At 59.1% G+C, this 13612-nt stretch carries 19 protein-coding genes; 10 read left to right on the plus strand and 9 right to left on the minus strand.

Annotated elements, in window-relative coordinates; translation table 11 throughout:
• Position 1: 1 nt before the first annotated feature.
• The 8 genes from CK220_RS13980 to CK220_RS14010 all read right to left on the minus strand — a co-directional run bounded on the left by CK220_RS13980 (position 2) and on the right by CK220_RS14010 (position 4053).
• Positions 2-565 (minus strand): nucleoside-diphosphate kinase, encoded by a 564-nt coding sequence (locus CK220_RS13980; RefSeq protein WP_141245141.1) that lies wholly within the window; start codon positions 563-565, stop codon positions 2-4.
• A 162-nt stretch (positions 566-727) separates the two neighbouring features.
• Positions 728-1192, minus strand: coding sequence for a nucleoside diphosphate kinase regulator (gene rnk / locus CK220_RS13985; RefSeq protein ID WP_095812078.1), 465 nt, complete (start codon positions 1190-1192; stop codon positions 728-730).
• Between the two features lie 305 nt (positions 1193-1497).
• Entirely contained in the window at positions 1498-1704 is a 207-nt protein-coding gene (locus CK220_RS13990; protein WP_141245142.1) for a hypothetical protein, read from the minus strand.
• Positions 1705-1790: 86 nt separating this feature from the next.
• On the minus strand, positions 1791-2090 hold the full coding sequence (locus CK220_RS13995) for a hypothetical protein (RefSeq protein WP_095812223.1): 300 nt from the start codon (positions 2088-2090) through the stop codon (positions 1791-1793).
• Positions 2091-2180: 90 nt separating this feature from the next.
• Positions 2181-2324, minus strand: coding sequence for a hypothetical protein (locus CK220_RS31920; RefSeq protein ID WP_176479083.1), 144 nt, complete (start codon positions 2322-2324; stop codon positions 2181-2183).
• On the minus strand, positions 2321-2824 hold the full coding sequence (locus tag CK220_RS14000) for an Rrf2 family transcriptional regulator (protein WP_095812080.1): 504 nt from the start codon (positions 2822-2824) through the stop codon (positions 2321-2323). Before CK220_RS14000 ends, CK220_RS31920 begins: the two co-directional genes overlap by 4 nt.
• A gap of 60 nt (positions 2825-2884) precedes the next feature.
• The gene (locus CK220_RS14005; protein WP_095812081.1) at positions 2885-3349 is read right to left on the minus strand and encodes a group III truncated hemoglobin; all 465 of its coding nucleotides are present in this window, start codon (positions 3347-3349) and stop codon (positions 2885-2887) included.
• 179 nt (positions 3350-3528) lie between these two features.
• The gene (locus CK220_RS14010) at positions 3529-4053 is read right to left on the minus strand and encodes a PTS sugar transporter subunit IIA (RefSeq protein WP_095812082.1); all 525 of its coding nucleotides are present in this window, start codon (positions 4051-4053) and stop codon (positions 3529-3531) included.
• A 418-nt stretch (positions 4054-4471) separates the two neighbouring features.
• Between CK220_RS14010 and CK220_RS14015 the strand changes: the two genes are divergently transcribed.
• From CK220_RS14015 to CK220_RS14025, 3 genes are all read left to right on the plus strand, one after another.
• Positions 4472-4885 carry a DUF5602 domain-containing protein gene (locus CK220_RS14015; RefSeq protein WP_095812224.1) on the plus strand — a complete coding sequence of 138 codons (414 nt, stop codon included), beginning with the start codon at positions 4472-4474 and terminating at the stop codon, positions 4883-4885.
• Positions 4882-5406, plus strand: a complete 525-nt coding sequence (locus CK220_RS14020) for a plastocyanin/azurin family copper-binding protein (RefSeq protein ID WP_176479084.1) — start codon at positions 4882-4884, stop codon at positions 5404-5406. The genes CK220_RS14015 and CK220_RS14020 overlap by 4 nt, the downstream gene beginning before the upstream one ends.
• Before the next feature lie 106 nt (positions 5407-5512).
• On the plus strand, positions 5513-6370 hold the full coding sequence (locus tag CK220_RS14025; RefSeq protein WP_095812083.1) for an ATP-binding protein: 858 nt from the start codon (positions 5513-5515) through the stop codon (positions 6368-6370).
• On the opposite strand, the gene CK220_RS14030 is transcribed toward CK220_RS14025, so the two are convergent.
• Positions 6360-7211 (minus strand): LysR family transcriptional regulator, encoded by an 852-nt coding sequence (locus CK220_RS14030; protein ID WP_095812226.1) that lies wholly within the window; start codon positions 7209-7211, stop codon positions 6360-6362. The genes CK220_RS14025 and CK220_RS14030 overlap by 11 nt on opposite strands.
• Positions 7212-7426: 215 nt before the next feature.
• Between CK220_RS14030 and CK220_RS14035 the strand changes: the two genes are divergently transcribed.
• From CK220_RS14035 to CK220_RS14065, 7 genes are all read left to right on the plus strand, one after another.
• A complete protein-coding gene (locus CK220_RS14035; protein ID WP_176479085.1) occupies positions 7427-8167 on the plus strand; it encodes a gluconate 2-dehydrogenase subunit 3 family protein in 741 nt (246 codons plus the stop codon).
• A gap of 27 nt (positions 8168-8194) precedes the next feature.
• Positions 8195-9964, plus strand: a complete 1770-nt coding sequence (locus CK220_RS14040) for a GMC family oxidoreductase (RefSeq protein WP_095812085.1) — start codon at positions 8195-8197, stop codon at positions 9962-9964.
• A 119-nt stretch (positions 9965-10083) separates the two neighbouring features.
• On the plus strand, positions 10084-10488 hold the full coding sequence (locus CK220_RS14045; RefSeq protein ID WP_095812227.1) for a cytochrome c family protein: 405 nt from the start codon (positions 10084-10086) through the stop codon (positions 10486-10488).
• 41 nt (positions 10489-10529) lie between these two features.
• On the plus strand, positions 10530-10751 hold the full coding sequence (locus CK220_RS14050; protein WP_095812086.1) for a hypothetical protein: 222 nt from the start codon (positions 10530-10532) through the stop codon (positions 10749-10751).
• Positions 10742-11119, plus strand: coding sequence for a DUF488 domain-containing protein (locus CK220_RS14055; protein ID WP_095812087.1), 378 nt, complete (start codon positions 10742-10744; stop codon positions 11117-11119). Before CK220_RS14050 ends, CK220_RS14055 begins: the two co-directional genes overlap by 10 nt.
• Positions 11120-11234: 115 nt before the next feature.
• The gene (fsa, locus tag CK220_RS14060; RefSeq protein WP_095812088.1) at positions 11235-11891 is read left to right on the plus strand and encodes a fructose-6-phosphate aldolase; all 657 of its coding nucleotides are present in this window, start codon (positions 11235-11237) and stop codon (positions 11889-11891) included.
• A 180-nt stretch (positions 11892-12071) separates the two neighbouring features.
• Positions 12072-13607, plus strand: coding sequence for an FAD-dependent oxidoreductase (locus tag CK220_RS14065; RefSeq protein ID WP_095812089.1), 1536 nt, complete (start codon positions 12072-12074; stop codon positions 13605-13607).
• Positions 13608-13612 lie beyond the last annotated feature (5 nt).

A 13612-nucleotide genomic window follows, 5' to 3' on the forward strand; every position in this document is an offset into this window, starting at 1 on the left:
CTCAGGCGGCCGACGGACCCGGGTCGTCGAACCCGGCGTCGAAGGCCGTCGCAATCTTGTTCTGAGCTTCGTCATGCGGTTCATCGGAACGATGGACGACGCGCAGAACCGGTCCGCCCAGCCGCCGCGAGTCCGGAGCAGCAACTCCCGCCAGCTTCAGTCTCTCGCGCCTTGCGGCTTCTGGTTGATAGACCACTTCATGCACGGTCAGCGTTTCAAGGCTGCCGTCCGCTGTTGGAATGGACATCGATTGGCCCTCGGCCAGACCGAGCAACGCCAGGCCGCGCGGATTGGTGATAGGCAGGAGCATGCCAACCAGACCGCGCATCTGGTCATGGGCGACGATGCGGGTTTCGGCAGAGCCGTTGTTCACCCGATAAGCCACGCGGCTGCTGAGCGTCACGACGTCTGCAGGGATGTCTTCCCGAAACATTACAACTGCTCTCGAAATCTTCCGTTGAAGAATAGTCGAGAAGGTTTCGTCGCGGATCGGATGGCGCTCCCGTATCACCTCAAGAATGGTGTAGTCCTTGGTGGTCAGTTGGCAGCTATCGATAATGGGCATGAAACGTCTCCAGCCGGGCCCGTGCAGGGGATCCGGCATCAAGCAATTGATCGGGTGGTGAAAAGCTACCCCTGCGCCGGCCCAGGATAGGCCGACCCAGGGGTCAGGCTCCCGCGATCAGACTGCCTGCGTGGTTGAGGAGGCGAATGGAGACGCCCATGTCTAGAGGTTCGAGGCGATCGACGGCGACGCGGGTGCGAGGCGGTCTGTACCACCGTCTTCCGGGGCGGGATGGTTCACACCAAGCACCAACAGTTCGTGCTGGCGCCCGTTTCGGGCGGTCCACATGATCGACTGTCCAGCCGAGAGGCCGATCAGGGCCGTGCCGATCGGCGTCAGGATGGAAACCTTGCCCTCAGAGATGTCCGCATCGCCCGGATAGACCAGCGTGACGGTTTTCCGATCGCCGGTGTCGGGCTTGAACGTCACAGTCGAGCCCATCCGGACAGTGCCGGCGGAGACCCAGCCATCGGCGACGACGCGTGCACGCTCGAGTTCGGCAACCAGTTCATCGGACGCATCTGGGTTTCGCGCGGCAAACGTGCTTGCGAGCGCCGATAAACGCACATGGTCGGACTGCGAGATGCGGATGTGCGGCTTACGCCGGGTTTTCGTGTTTGGTGGCATTTGAATTCTCACAATTTCAAGTTAGCCAGCCGCCATCGAGGACGTGGAAACTGGCCAAGTCGAGGAGGTTTATTGCTCGAAGCGCGATACCACGGGGACGTGCAGCCCTGCGGATCATTCCATGTCGATGTAAGTCACGCCCCTCGGCTCGGGGCACATGGCCGAGCCGGGGGTTACGATCCCGCGATAGGGCAGACCCGGAAAAGAAAATCGCAAAGAATTTTAGCAGCGGCGTTCATAAGATCATAGTTGGGTAAGCAAATCTCGGAAGTCAAGGCAACCGCCTCAGCGGTGCCAGTCTTGGGCTATTCGTGGCGAATGCCGAGCAAGGTGTTTATCACCAGTTCTCTTCCAGTCCTGTTGATGCCCGTTCCGCGCGGTCGCTCTTCCGCCAGCCCGAGGAAGACAAGGCGTTCGGCCAATGCTTTCGATAGAGCCGGGTAGGGTCCGCGATTCATGCGCTTAAGCGCTATCTGCTCCTCCTCGGTGAGATCACCCCACATGACCTTCATGACGGTCTCCCTGCTTGCACCCATTCAGCCAATGCGGGATTCTGAAATTATCCATCGAGGGGCTGCCGACGGTGAATTCATCGATCCTACGGAACGGCGTCTGTTCCGACGATGCCCCCCTCATTCTCCAGAACGCCGATCCGCCTGACCTCCGAGCGATTGAGTTTCAGGCGAACGCCGATGCCGCCGCCGTTCTCGGCAATGAAAACGGCACCGGCCTTTTCGAGCGCGGTTTGCAGTGTGTCGCAGACCTCCCGGTCGGGGAGGGTGATCCGTCGCTCGAATTCTTCGATGATCAAGGCATCCACGCCTGAATTGGCTGCAAGCTTCTCACGGGTCCATTCGACCAGTGCGCGAGCGGCACGACATTGGGCACCAGTGATCATTACAAGATCCTCTTTCATGCGTCCGGGCCGCGAGGTTCTTTTGCCTCGACTTGAATATCGACCCTAAACGGTGGCGCGCCTCGCTCCGAACTAGACGAACATCATAACGATGATCGCACCAATGACTATCAGGACAAGGCCGCCAATCAGCATCGGCAGCAGACTGTTGTCCGGATCGATACCAGAATCGATCTGCTTTGCTACCGGCTTGTCGTTCATCTTCGGTTCAATCATGGCTCGTCTCCAACTGAGAAAGCGTCAGGCGTCGAAAACGACTTAGTCTTATTCGCCGCCCCAGTGCGACCAGGTGGCGACGGACCACCAAGGAAATCCTTCGGTGTGGGGGTGATGTCGGCCAACGTGTAGCGGTCCAGCGTGACCTGGAAGGAGGTTATCGCTTCGCCTAGTATGCCTGAAAGCTTGCAGGAGCCCGTGAGTGCGCATTGGTTTCCGGTGGCGAAACACTCAACCAGCGCGAAGTCCGGCTCGGCTAGTCGCACGACATCGCCGATACGGATCATCTCCGGACGGCACCCGAGAACAAGACCTCCGGAGCGGCCGCGGACTGCCTTCAGATAGCCGCTTCGCGTCAGTGTATTGGCAACCTTGTTGAGATGTGTCCTCGATATGTTGAATGCGCGCGCGACTTCCTCAATCGTTATCAGGCGGTCACCGGCGGATGCCGCGAACATCAGCATCCGTAAGGCATAGTCCGAGAAGTTAGTCAGCCGCATAAACGACTTCTCCGGTCAATCGCTTCGAATTGCACGAACCATTCACAAACCGATCCGGCATCATAGGTCTCTCTCGATGATAGGGTCGATGCCAACCGTGCTTTCGCCTCGGTTGAAGGCGACCGCCAGACGGAAACTGTGAGCGATGCGCAACGCACGATCCATGAAAAGCGCAGCCACCTTGGGCGGGCAAACGCGGTGCACCGTCGCGCGAAACAACTTCAACCAGCGACGGAAATGGACCTCGCTCAGAGCGGCTATTGATAAGTGCGGCGGCAGCGGTCGACCTTCATATCTCGACGTTCGGAGCAATGTCGCCGACCAGAAATCACACATCTTCGCAAGATGCTGAGGCCATTTGTCCGCCTCGATTCTTTCCTGAAAAATAGGGCCGAGAAGGTCATCGCGGCGGATTTCGTCATAAAAGCCGTGAACGACGCCGCGGATCATCGTCTCGTCGAGCACGTCCGGCAACGGGACGCCGTCGACGACGATCGTTTTCCTACGTTGATCGGTCTCGCTCATTGGATTGCTCCTGCTACCGCAATGCCAGCGGCCTTCCGGCACATATGGTCGATGGCGTCTGCGCAGGTTAAAAGATATATTTCCAATCTATGTTTTGCAAGAGAATGCCGATCCGCCGGATCCACGCGCCTGGTGATGTGCCTTCTAGTTGAATGTGGTTCGTTCACCGCCAGCAGAATCTAGGCATTGCCGAACGCCCTGATATCGACGTTGTTTCCGGCGCAGGACTCTTGGGATTTGGTGGAGATTGCCGGAAACGACCAAGTACCAAAAAGCACCGACACTACCTCATCGGCTGACCGCGCCTGTCGGAGTCCCTCTCGAACCCGGGATTCCCGAAGCAGCCGACATGTCTGCGAAAGAGCAGGCAGGAAGTCGAGAATTGCAGCGCGCGGCCATAACACCGTGTGGATGAGGTCAACGGGTTCGTCGTCCGGGCTGTCAAAATCGATAGGCGGCGTCAAGCGCGTCAAAGACGATACGGGCAAAGAGATCATGTCGAGCAGAGCGTGGGGGATCGCGACGCCGCGACCGATCCCTGTCGAGCCGCGACGCTCGCGGTCGAAAAGACCTCGCAAAACCATTTGCTCGTCAAGCCCGGCTCTCCTCGCGATCCTGATACCGATTTTTGACAAAGCCGACTGCTTTCCCTTCGTCACAAGATCAAGAGAAACGTCTTCTTCCAACAGGATTGGCGAGATCATAAGGGTCAACCTCCGTGCCGATCCAAACGCCATGGCAATAGGCCCTTACCCGCAGCGCTGAGCACGGCAGAGATCACAATGCAGATGTGGAGATGTTTGCTATCCCGGACGCGAAGCCAAAGCTTCTCGCGTCCGGGCTAATAGCCAGTTTTGAGGCGTCTCGGCTCTCGCCTGAAATCGAGGCTGACAATGTTCATTGCGACTCAGACGTAATGAGGGATTTCTCTAAATCAAGCCCAGGATGGAACCTGTGGCGAGCAGGAATAATGCACTGAAATCTCATTTTATTTCGTTTGACGAACAGAACCGTCTCCCGCTTGCTGGCGAGGCGCGAAAGGGCCGTGCCAACAACCAAAATTCTGGCGGTTTTCCCAGCATTTCGGCCGTCGCGGGTTTGGTCCAACAAGGAGATGCCGTGATGAAAAAGCTTGCCCTCGCAGTTGTCGTAACAATGGCCAGCTCGTTTTGCGCTATGGCGGCGAATGACGTCACCAAATCTCCGCCACCTGCTCCCTACCAACAGGTCAGCAAACTTGTGAAGCTGCCCGACTTCCTCCCGGGAATGGGCCAACTCTTCGTTGATCCGGCGTCATTGCCGGCAGGTCCGTTCCTCGCCTATGACCACGACGGCCAGGTCGTCAGCACCATCTATATGCTGCCGATCAAGGATCTCAATCCGGACAAGCGTTTTGACAACCTCGCAGCACCGGGCGGCAAAGTCGACCATGTCGACGTTTACTACAATGCCGGCCACCCCGGCGTCGAAGTCCCGCATGCCCACGTCGTGCTATGGCATGTTTCGGTCGATGACGAAGCCCGGGTCGCCAAATGACACTCACGCGTCGTCAAATACTGGGCACGGGCGGCGGTCTTGTCGCCGCCCTCTCCCTCTCTCCTTCGGCGGTGTGGAGCGGCGAGATCGTCGAAATCAAGATGCAAGGCCGCGATGACGGTTCACAGGTTTGGTTCGACCCGATAGGCATTCTGATCAAACCAGGACAGACGGTCCGCTGGATCAATCTCAATTCCTCCAACGCCCACACAACGACTGCTTACAATCCCGAAAACTTCGGGCAACCACTTCGTATGCCCAAGGCCGCAAAATCCTGGAACTCCGACTACCTCCTGCCCAACGAGAGCTTTTCGGTTCGCCTCATGGAACAGGGAGTCTATGACTATTTTTGCATTCCGCATGAGCATGCCGGAATGGTCGGCCGCATCATTGTCGGCGAGCCTGAAAAGCATGGCTGGACGGAGCAAGCTGCAGTGAGTGGCGACCTCCCAAAGGAGGCCCTCAAGGCCTTCCCCTCGGTCGAGGACATCATGATGAATGGGATCGCCTGGCGTACCTAGACATGCGCGTGAGAGGCAGACGTCCTCCAACGAGGAGAGCCAAATACGATGTCAGACTGGGGGACGGGTTCCCTAGTTGTCGACAGTGGGTGGTGGGGCAGCTTTCATGACCGGCAACGCGTATCCATGCGAAAATCAGTCACGCTCCCGAGTAGAGCGCGAGGGGCGCGCTCAGTTGTCGCACGTTCCCCTCGATGCCCGGACCGCAGTCGAACGACGCGAGCATGCGGCGTATCGGCTTGCCGCGTTGGGCGAAATGACGGGCGGCATAGCCCATGATTTCAGAAACCTACTGGCCGTGATCGAATCCGGCCTGAGGTTCGCCGAAAGAAGTGCCGACGATCCTGATCGTGTGCGGGCCGCACTTGCGATGGCGCGGGAAGGAATTGATCGCGGGATCGATTTGACCTCGCAGTTGCTCGCTCTTGCAAAGTATCGGGAACTCGACGCTCATGCCGGCGACCTGAATGAATTCCTCAGGTCCTTCGGGCCATTGCTGCGGTATGGCGCCGGCCCCGATGTGCGCGTCACGCTTGAACTCGGTTCCGATTTACCGGCTTGCCTGATCGATCCGGCGCTCTTCGATACTGCGGTGCTCAATCTCGTGGTCAACGCTCGAGACGCTATGTCCAATGGCGGGGAGATCAGGGTCGTCACGGAACGATTGGTCCAAGAGACCGCTACACCGGAGCCGCCAGGGCCGGGAACCTATGCCTGTGTTCGCGTCAAGGACCACGGTTGCGGTATGAGCACGGAAGTCTTGCAACAGGCGTTCGACCCATTCTTCACGACCAAGGGCGAGCAGGGCACCGGCATGGGGCTGTCTCAGGTTCGCGCGTTGACGCAGATGGTTGGAGGCCATGTCCGCATCGCGAGTGAAAGCGGGGTTGGAACGACAGTCGAACTCCTGTTCCCGTCAATCGAGCCGGAAGCCAAAACGTCGCCAAGAGCTCCTACAGCTTGACGTCGCCGGCTGCGACGGCATGCAGTCCGGCCAAGGCAGGACCTACGACACTCTCGTCAGCACTCGCGGATTGCACCGCGTAAACCGGATAGGAGAACTGCGGCATTTCAGGCACAAGATGCAGCTGGCCAGCCTCTATGTAAGGCTGCACTGAACTCATCCTGAAATATCCAGAGCCGCCAGTCGCAAGAACATAGTTCAATGCGAGCGGACCGAGATCGAAAGAGAGATCCGGCGCAGCACTCGGGAAATTCATGTCGTGGTGAAGTCCAAAGTCCGGTCCCCAATCCATGTAGACATAGTCGGATTCTTCCAGCGGGCGCGTTTCGGAATTGGTGGTCACGAGGACGAGTTTTTCCTCCAGAAGCAGATCGATCTTCAAACCCGGTCTGTGCGGGGGCGCGTACATGAGCGCCAAGTCGACCATTCCCGACGCGACCTGATTGATCAAATCCTGCGGCACATCGACGTGTACCCGAAGAGCAATATCCTGAAGCGAGAGGCGCATCCATCGGACCCAATCGAGCAGAAGAGGTTGTGCAAGGCTGACTTCGCTACCCACCGTCAGAACAGCCCGGCGTCCCGGTGGCACGGCAACCTGGTGCAAGGTGCGTTGCCACAGTTGGACGAACATCGGGGCGTGGCGAAGAAATTGTTCACCAGCCGGGGTCAGCGAAGCTCCGCCTTTGTGGCGGACAAAAAGCGGACGGCCCAGTTGCTGCTCGAGGTTGCGGATTCGCGCGCTTACGGTCGTCTGGGCGACATTCAAGCGCTCCGATGCCCGTATGAAGCTCCCTGTCGAAACGATCTCTATGAAGGTGCGGGCGAGTTCAATGTCCATCGACATATAGCATAAAAATTGCGTTTAAATGTCAATCAATTTCGTTTGCTAGATAGCTAACGTCAGCAATAGGCTTCGAGGAAATACACCAAAGCTTAGCGCTGGATGCTGCGCAGCGCCGGTTGGAGCGGGGCGCATGCCCTCTCCATCCCCCTCGTTTTGCCTGCAGCGTCACAGGAGAGATCATGTCGACGAAAGATAAGGGCCAAGGCGGTGTGGGGCGTCGCGACTTTCTGAAGTTGTTCGGCGCGGCCGGCGCTGCCGGAGCGGCAGCGAGTACGCTTCCGCTAGGCGGATCCGCATCGGCCGACGAAATGGTGGTCGCGGCGACCGGCAAAACGCATCATCACGTGACCGACGTCACGAAAACCCGTGCCGAGGACTCGGGCTACGAATTCTTCAACATCGATGAATCCGCCTTCATCGAGGCGGCGCTCGATACGCTCATTCCAAGTGATTCAACCGGCCCCGGTGCGAAGGAGCTCGGCGTCGCGATCTATATCGATCGGCAGATGGCCGGCGGATACGGCAAGGGCGACCGTCTGTATCTGGAAGGACCGTATGGAGAGGGTACCTCCGAGCAGGGCTATCAACTACCGATGACGCCATCGGAGCTGATCCGGGCCGGCATCGCCGACGTCGAGGCCTACGTGCAGGAAAACCACAAGAGCACCTTCGACAGCCTTTCGGCCAAAGATCGTGCCGCGGTGATGACTGACCTCGAGAGCAAGAAGGTCGACCTTCCGACAGTGCCGACCGCAACTTTCTTTGGGCTCCTGCTCCAACTCACGATCGAGGGTTATTTCGCTGACCCGATGTATGGCGGAAACAAGGACGGAGCGGCCTGGAAAATGATCGGCTTCCCAGGCGCCGATGCCATGTACATGGATAAGATCGAGCCGTTTCGGAACAAGCCCTACCAGGCTGAACCGAAGGGCATCCAGGATATCATTTGATCGGCGGAAGAAGAAGGAGACTATAACATGGCCACCAAACTCAACGCGGTTGATGTCCTGATTGTCGGTCTCGGCTGGACTGGCGGCATCATCGCCAAAGAGCTTGCATCGACCAAGCTGAAAATCGTTGCCCTCGAGCGGGGAGGTCCACGCGACACCAATCCGGACTTTATCGACCCGCAGATCCATGACGAACTGCGCTACGCCGCCCGACACGACCTCATGCAGAACGTGCGGCGGGAAACCATCACATTCCGCAACAGTGAATCGCAAACGGCGCTGCCGATGCGTCAACTCGGCTCTTTCCTGCCCGGCCAGGGCGTTGGCGGCGCCGGCGTGCACTGGAACGGAGTTACCTGGCGCTGGCTCGAATGGGATCATCAGGCGCGCAGCCGGACCGTCGACAAATATGGCGAAAAGATCATCCCTTCCGATATGCACTTGCAGGACTGGCCGATCACCTATGACGATCTCGAACCCTATTACGACAAGTTCGAAAAAACCTGCGGCACCTCCGGCAAGGCCGGCAATATCAACGGCCGAAAGATCGACGGCGGCAACATCTTCGAGGGATCGCGAAAGAACGAGTATCCCAATCCGCCGATGATAGCCGCGCAGAGCATGGTGATGTTCGAGAAGGCGGCCCGCAATCTCGGCTACCACCCTTTCCCCAACCCGTCGTCAAACGCGTCTCGCGACTATGTCAATCCCGATGGGGTGGCCTTCGGCCAGTGTCACTATTGCGGGTTCTGCGAACGTTTCGGTTGCGAGGCGAATGCGAAGGCTAGCCCGCATTTCACCGTCATTCCGATGGCGCTGAAGAACCCGAATTTCGAGTTGCGCACGAACTCGATCGTGCTGAAGGTCAATCTCGACTCGACCCGCAAGAAGGCGGTCAGCGTCACCTATCTCGACGCACGCGGACGCGAATTCGAACAGCCTGCCGATCTCATCATCCTGGCGGCCTATGCGCTCGGCAACGTCAATCTGCTGCTGCAATCGGGAATTGGCGTGCCCTATGACCCAGCAATGGGGAAGGGCGTGGTCGGCCGCAACTATGCCTATCAGTGCGGTGGCGGAGCTACGGCCTTCTTCGACAAGAAAACCATCCTGAATCGTTTCATGGGCGCAGGCGCGCTCGGGACCTGCATGGATGATTTCAACGGCGACAACTACGACTTCGTGAAGGCCGGCTACATCGGCGGCGGCGGTATCAGCTGCAGCAACTCGGGCGCCCGGCCCATACAGTCGCATCCAACTCCGCGCGGAACGCCGCGCTGGGGGTCAGAGTGGAAGAAGGCAGTGGTCGACAGCTATGACCACGCCGCCAGTGTTGGCAATCAAGGCGCGGTAATGGCCTACCGGCAGAACTATCTCAGCCTCGATCCGACCTACACCGACGTTTTTGGACGTCCACTGATGAGGATGACATTCGACTTCCAGGACAACGAGATAAAGCAGATGAACGCTCAGGCCGACATCTGCGTGACGCTCGCGAAAGAGATGGGTGCGATCAAGATCGATCGAAACGTGCCGCCCATCCCCTATTCGATCGTCCCCTATCAGAGCACGCACAACACAGGCGGAGCAGTCTTCGGTGCCGACCCAAGCACCAGCGTTCTCAACAAATATCTTCAGGTCTGGGATGTTCCGAACGTGTTCGTCACCGGCGCTTGCGTGTTTCCCCAGAACGCCGGGAAGAACCCGACCGGACCGGTAGGCGCTCTTGCGTACTGGGCAGTGGACGCGATCAAGAACCAATATCTGAAGAACCCCGGTCCACTGGTTCCCTCCTGAGGCAAGCCTGCCGGGTCCCCGGATCACACTTTGGATCCGGCAGGCTGGGTGTTTCGAATCCCGATATTGCCAGGGCGGCTTGGCGAAAACCAAGCCGCCGCTCATTGAAAGCAGCCAACATGAAATCGACGTTCCTTGGATTGACGACCGCGATTCTTACCGCAGTCGGTGCGGCCCATGCCCAGGACGCATCTTCCGGCAATGCCGAAGCCGGCGCCGTCGTCTTCAAGAGGTGCATGGCCTGCCACAAGGTCGGCCCTGACGCAAGGAACGGGGTAGGGCCGGTCCTGAACGGGGTCGTCGGCCGAGCGGCCGGTGTGAATCCGGATTACAGTTATTCCGCGGCGAACAAGAATTCGGGTCTGACCTGGGATGAACCGACGCTGACGACCTATCTGCGCGCGCCCCGCAAACTGGTACCCGGCACAAAGATGACATTCGCCGGTCTCAGCAAGGACCAGGAGATCGCGGACGTAATCGCCTATCTGAAACAGTTCAACGCTCAGGGACAGGTCGCCCCCTGAGTCAGGGGGCGACCTGTCCCGGCTTTGCAAAGCACAATCTTATGAAGTTCGTCCTGCGTCAGGGTCTAGGGTATTCCACGGTTCATCAGATCAGTGATTACCTGCGCCGCCATGGAACCGGCCATCACTGGATCGAGCGATATCGCAGCGACATCTTCGTGTTCGTATCCGATGACGCCGACGAGCTAATCCTTAGAAGGGAATTCTCCCGGCTTCTCGATGCTGTCAACGACACGGAGACGGACGGGACGCGATGTCGATGAGCGGAAAAATCTTCAACGGGAGAGTAAAGTTGAAGCGGGCATATGAGAGCCCTGCTACCGACGACGGCAAGCGGGTGTTGGTTGACCGGCTTTGGCCGCGCGGGGTCAAGAAGGCCGACGCCGCCATCGACCACTGGATGAAGGAACTCGCGCCAAGCACCGAGCTTCGGAAATGGTTCGGACACGATCCAGCCCGCTGGGAGGAATTCCGCCGGCGATATGCGGCCGAAATCCATGAGCATCGCGATGAACTCGACCGGCTGCGCGACCTGATGAGGGATGGTGCCGTCACACTCGTCTATTCGGCTCATAACGAGGCCCACAACGATGCGGTCGTCCTCAGGGAGATTTTGCTGAGACCTCGGTAGAGACGTCAGGTCGCTCCCGCATGCCATCCGGGCGTGCGGGGACCACTCTCCCGGAACCAAAGCAAAGAACACTCATCCAATCACCGAGGGCTCGTCCACCTTGAGGAGCACAAAAATGAAATTCTTTGCCGATACCGCCGATATCTCCGAAATTCGCGAACTCGCTGCCGCCGGCGTCCTCGATGGGGTGACCACAAACCCCTCTCTTATCGCAAAGACCGGCCGACCGATCAGAGATGTGATCAAGGAGATTTGCCAGACGATCGAGGGCCCGGTTTCAGCGGAGGTCACGGCGAACCAATTCGATGGCATGATCGCCGAGGGGGAGCGTTTGGCCAGCATCGCCCCAAATGTGGCGGTCAAGGTGCCATCGACCTGGGATGGATTCAGGGCTTGCCGCGCGCTCAGTCGGCTCGGACACAAGGTCAATGTCACACTGTGCTTTTCAGCCAACCAGGCCCTTCTCGCGGCCAAGGCAGGCGCGGCCTTCATTTCGCCGTTCGTCGGCAGGCTCGACGATCTCGGTCTGGACGGCATGGAGGTGATCCGCGAAATCCGGGCAATTTACGACAACGACAAATCCCTCACGACGGAAATCCTGGCGTCTTCAATTCGCACGCCTCTCCACGTCAAACAGGCGGCGATCGCAGGCGCAGATATCGCCACCATACCACCAGCTGTGATCAGGAATCTCGCCAGACATCCGCTCACCGACAAGGGCCTCGAGTCCTTTCTCACTGACTGGGGCAAGACAGGGCAAGCTATCCTGTAAATGTTGGTCCGGCCTGTCGGCATCTATCATAAAATATGCACGCAACTGCCGATCAAATTCGTTTGCAGGATGCCTGGAATGGCGAGATGCTGTTGTTGAATTCCAACGCTCTTTCAGCCGATTTCCCGCTTCTCGACTGAAAAGGGCACGTCTGATCCTGAAATATCAAAGGAGAAGGCAATGGCCCAGAACCAGAACAAGTCGACGGGACCGGATCTCAGTCAAGGTGTCGCGCTTGCCGACCTTCCTGACGGCGGCAAGCTGGTCGGCCGATGTGGCGACGATCAAGTGCTGCTGGTGCGTCGCGGCACCGAGGTGTTCGCGATCAGTGCGGCATGCACGCACTACGGTGGGCCGCTCGTAGACGGCCTTGTGGCGGATGATGCCGTCCGCTGCCCCTGGCACCATGCGTGCTTCGATCTGCGGACAGGGGAAGCGTTGCGCGCTCCTGGCTTCAGTCATCTCGCCTGCTGGGCGGTCGAACAGCGGGACGGCCGCATATTCGTCGGCAAGAAACTGAAACGGACGGCTCCGAAACCGCGCTCCGGAGGCTCCGGCCAGGCGCCTGAGAAAATCGTCATCATAGGCGGCGGCGCGGCGGGGTTCGCAGCGGCCGAAATGCTGCGGCGGGAGCAATTCCAAGGCAGCATCGTCATGCTCAGTAACGACCAATCGCCGCCCGTCGACCGGCCAAACCTCTCTAAGGACTATCTCGCCGGAAAAGCGCCTGAGGATTGGATACCGCTCTGCGGCGAGAAATTCTATTCCAAGAACAACATCGACCTGCGGCTCAACACGGAAGCCATGCATGTCGACGCCCGAGCGCGGCAGGTCGTCCTCGCGGACGGGGGCAGGATTCCCTATGACAGGCTGCTGCTTGCGACCGGGGCGGAACCTGTTCGCCTGACCGTCCCTGGCGCCGACCAGCCGCATGTCCGCACGTTGCGCTCGCTCGCGGATTGCAAGGAGATCATTGCGCGAGCTGCCACCGCAAGCCGTGCGGTCGTGATCGGCGCCAGTTTCATCGGGCTCGAGGTTGCCGCTTCTTTGCGTGCGCGCGCTATCGACGTCCATGTCGTGGCGCCGGAGAAGCGGCCCATGGAGCGTATCCTGGGCTCGCAGATGGGCGACTTTGTCCGCGCCCTGCATGAAGAGCACGGTGTCGTGTTCCATCTGGAGCAAACCGTAAGCAGCATCGACGGCGGGACGGTGAGACTCAGCGGCGGCAGTACTCTGGCGGCGGATCTCGTCGTCGCCGGCATTGGTGTGCGGCCGCACACCGGGCTTGCCGAGAAAGCAGGGCTGGTCGTTGACCGCGGCGTCGCCGTTGACGCTTTCCTGGAAACGAGCGGGCCAGGGATTTTCGCCGCCGGCGACATCGCGCGGTGGCCCGATCCGCACAGCGGCGAAAATATCCGGGTTGAACATTGGGTGGTTGCTGAAAGGCAGGGGCAGGCCGCCGCGCTGAATATGCTCGGACACCGCGAGAAGTACGTTGCAGTCCCGTTCTTCTGGAGCCAGCATTACGACGTCCCGATCAACTATGTCGGTCATGCCGAACGATGGGACGAGATCGCAGTCGAGGGCGACATCGCCGCCAGGGACTGCCTGCTGCGTTTCAAGAGGGGAGGGCGCATGTTGGCTGCCGCCTCGATCTTCCAGGATGTCGAGAGCCTGGAAGCCGAGGTGGAAATGGAGCGCCAAATGGCGACCTAGCAACC

Origin of the sequence: Mesorhizobium sp. WSM3860, assembly GCF_002294995.1 — a bacterium.
Lineage (GTDB): Bacteria > Pseudomonadota > Alphaproteobacteria > Rhizobiales > Rhizobiaceae > Mesorhizobium.

What these genes read in the sequence shown, in the direction of transcription:
- CK220_RS13980 (WP_141245141.1), bottom strand. Translation starts at nt 565, where the DNA reads ATGCCCATTATCGATAGCTGCCAACTGACCACCAAGGACTACACCATT.
- rnk (WP_095812078.1), bottom strand. Translation starts at nt 1,192, where the DNA reads ATGCCACCAAACACGAAAACCCGGCGTAAGCCGCACATCCGCATCTCG.
- CK220_RS13990 (WP_141245142.1), bottom strand. Translation starts at nt 1,704, where the DNA reads ATGAAGGTCATGTGGGGTGATCTCACCGAGGAGGAGCAGATAGCGCTT.
- CK220_RS13995 (WP_095812223.1), bottom strand. Translation starts at nt 2,090, where the DNA reads ATGATCACTGGTGCCCAATGTCGTGCCGCTCGCGCACTGGTCGAATGG.
- CK220_RS31920 (WP_176479083.1), bottom strand. Translation starts at nt 2,324, where the DNA reads ATGATTGAACCGAAGATGAACGACAAGCCGGTAGCAAAGCAGATCGAT.
- CK220_RS14000 (WP_095812080.1), bottom strand. Translation starts at nt 2,824, where the DNA reads ATGCGGCTGACTAACTTCTCGGACTATGCCTTACGGATGCTGATGTTC.
- CK220_RS14005 (WP_095812081.1), bottom strand. Translation starts at nt 3,349, where the DNA reads ATGAGCGAGACCGATCAACGTAGGAAAACGATCGTCGTCGACGGCGTC.
- CK220_RS14010 (WP_095812082.1), bottom strand. Translation starts at nt 4,053, where the DNA reads ATGATCTCGCCAATCCTGTTGGAAGAAGACGTTTCTCTTGATCTTGTG.
- CK220_RS14015 (WP_095812224.1), top strand. Translation starts at nt 4,472, where the DNA reads ATGAAAAAGCTTGCCCTCGCAGTTGTCGTAACAATGGCCAGCTCGTTT.
- CK220_RS14020 (WP_176479084.1), top strand. Translation starts at nt 4,882, where the DNA reads ATGACACTCACGCGTCGTCAAATACTGGGCACGGGCGGCGGTCTTGTC.
- CK220_RS14025 (WP_095812083.1), top strand. Translation starts at nt 5,513, where the DNA reads ATGACCGGCAACGCGTATCCATGCGAAAATCAGTCACGCTCCCGAGTA.
- CK220_RS14030 (WP_095812226.1), bottom strand. Translation starts at nt 7,211, where the DNA reads ATGGACATTGAACTCGCCCGCACCTTCATAGAGATCGTTTCGACAGGG.
- CK220_RS14040 (WP_095812085.1), top strand. Translation starts at nt 8,195, where the DNA reads ATGGCCACCAAACTCAACGCGGTTGATGTCCTGATTGTCGGTCTCGGC.
- CK220_RS14045 (WP_095812227.1), top strand. Translation starts at nt 10,084, where the DNA reads ATGAAATCGACGTTCCTTGGATTGACGACCGCGATTCTTACCGCAGTC.
- CK220_RS14050 (WP_095812086.1), top strand. Translation starts at nt 10,530, where the DNA reads ATGAAGTTCGTCCTGCGTCAGGGTCTAGGGTATTCCACGGTTCATCAG.
- CK220_RS14055 (WP_095812087.1), top strand. Translation starts at nt 10,742, where the DNA reads ATGTCGATGAGCGGAAAAATCTTCAACGGGAGAGTAAAGTTGAAGCGG.
- fsa (WP_095812088.1), top strand. Translation starts at nt 11,235, where the DNA reads ATGAAATTCTTTGCCGATACCGCCGATATCTCCGAAATTCGCGAACTC.
- CK220_RS14065 (WP_095812089.1), top strand. Translation starts at nt 12,072, where the DNA reads ATGGCCCAGAACCAGAACAAGTCGACGGGACCGGATCTCAGTCAAGGT.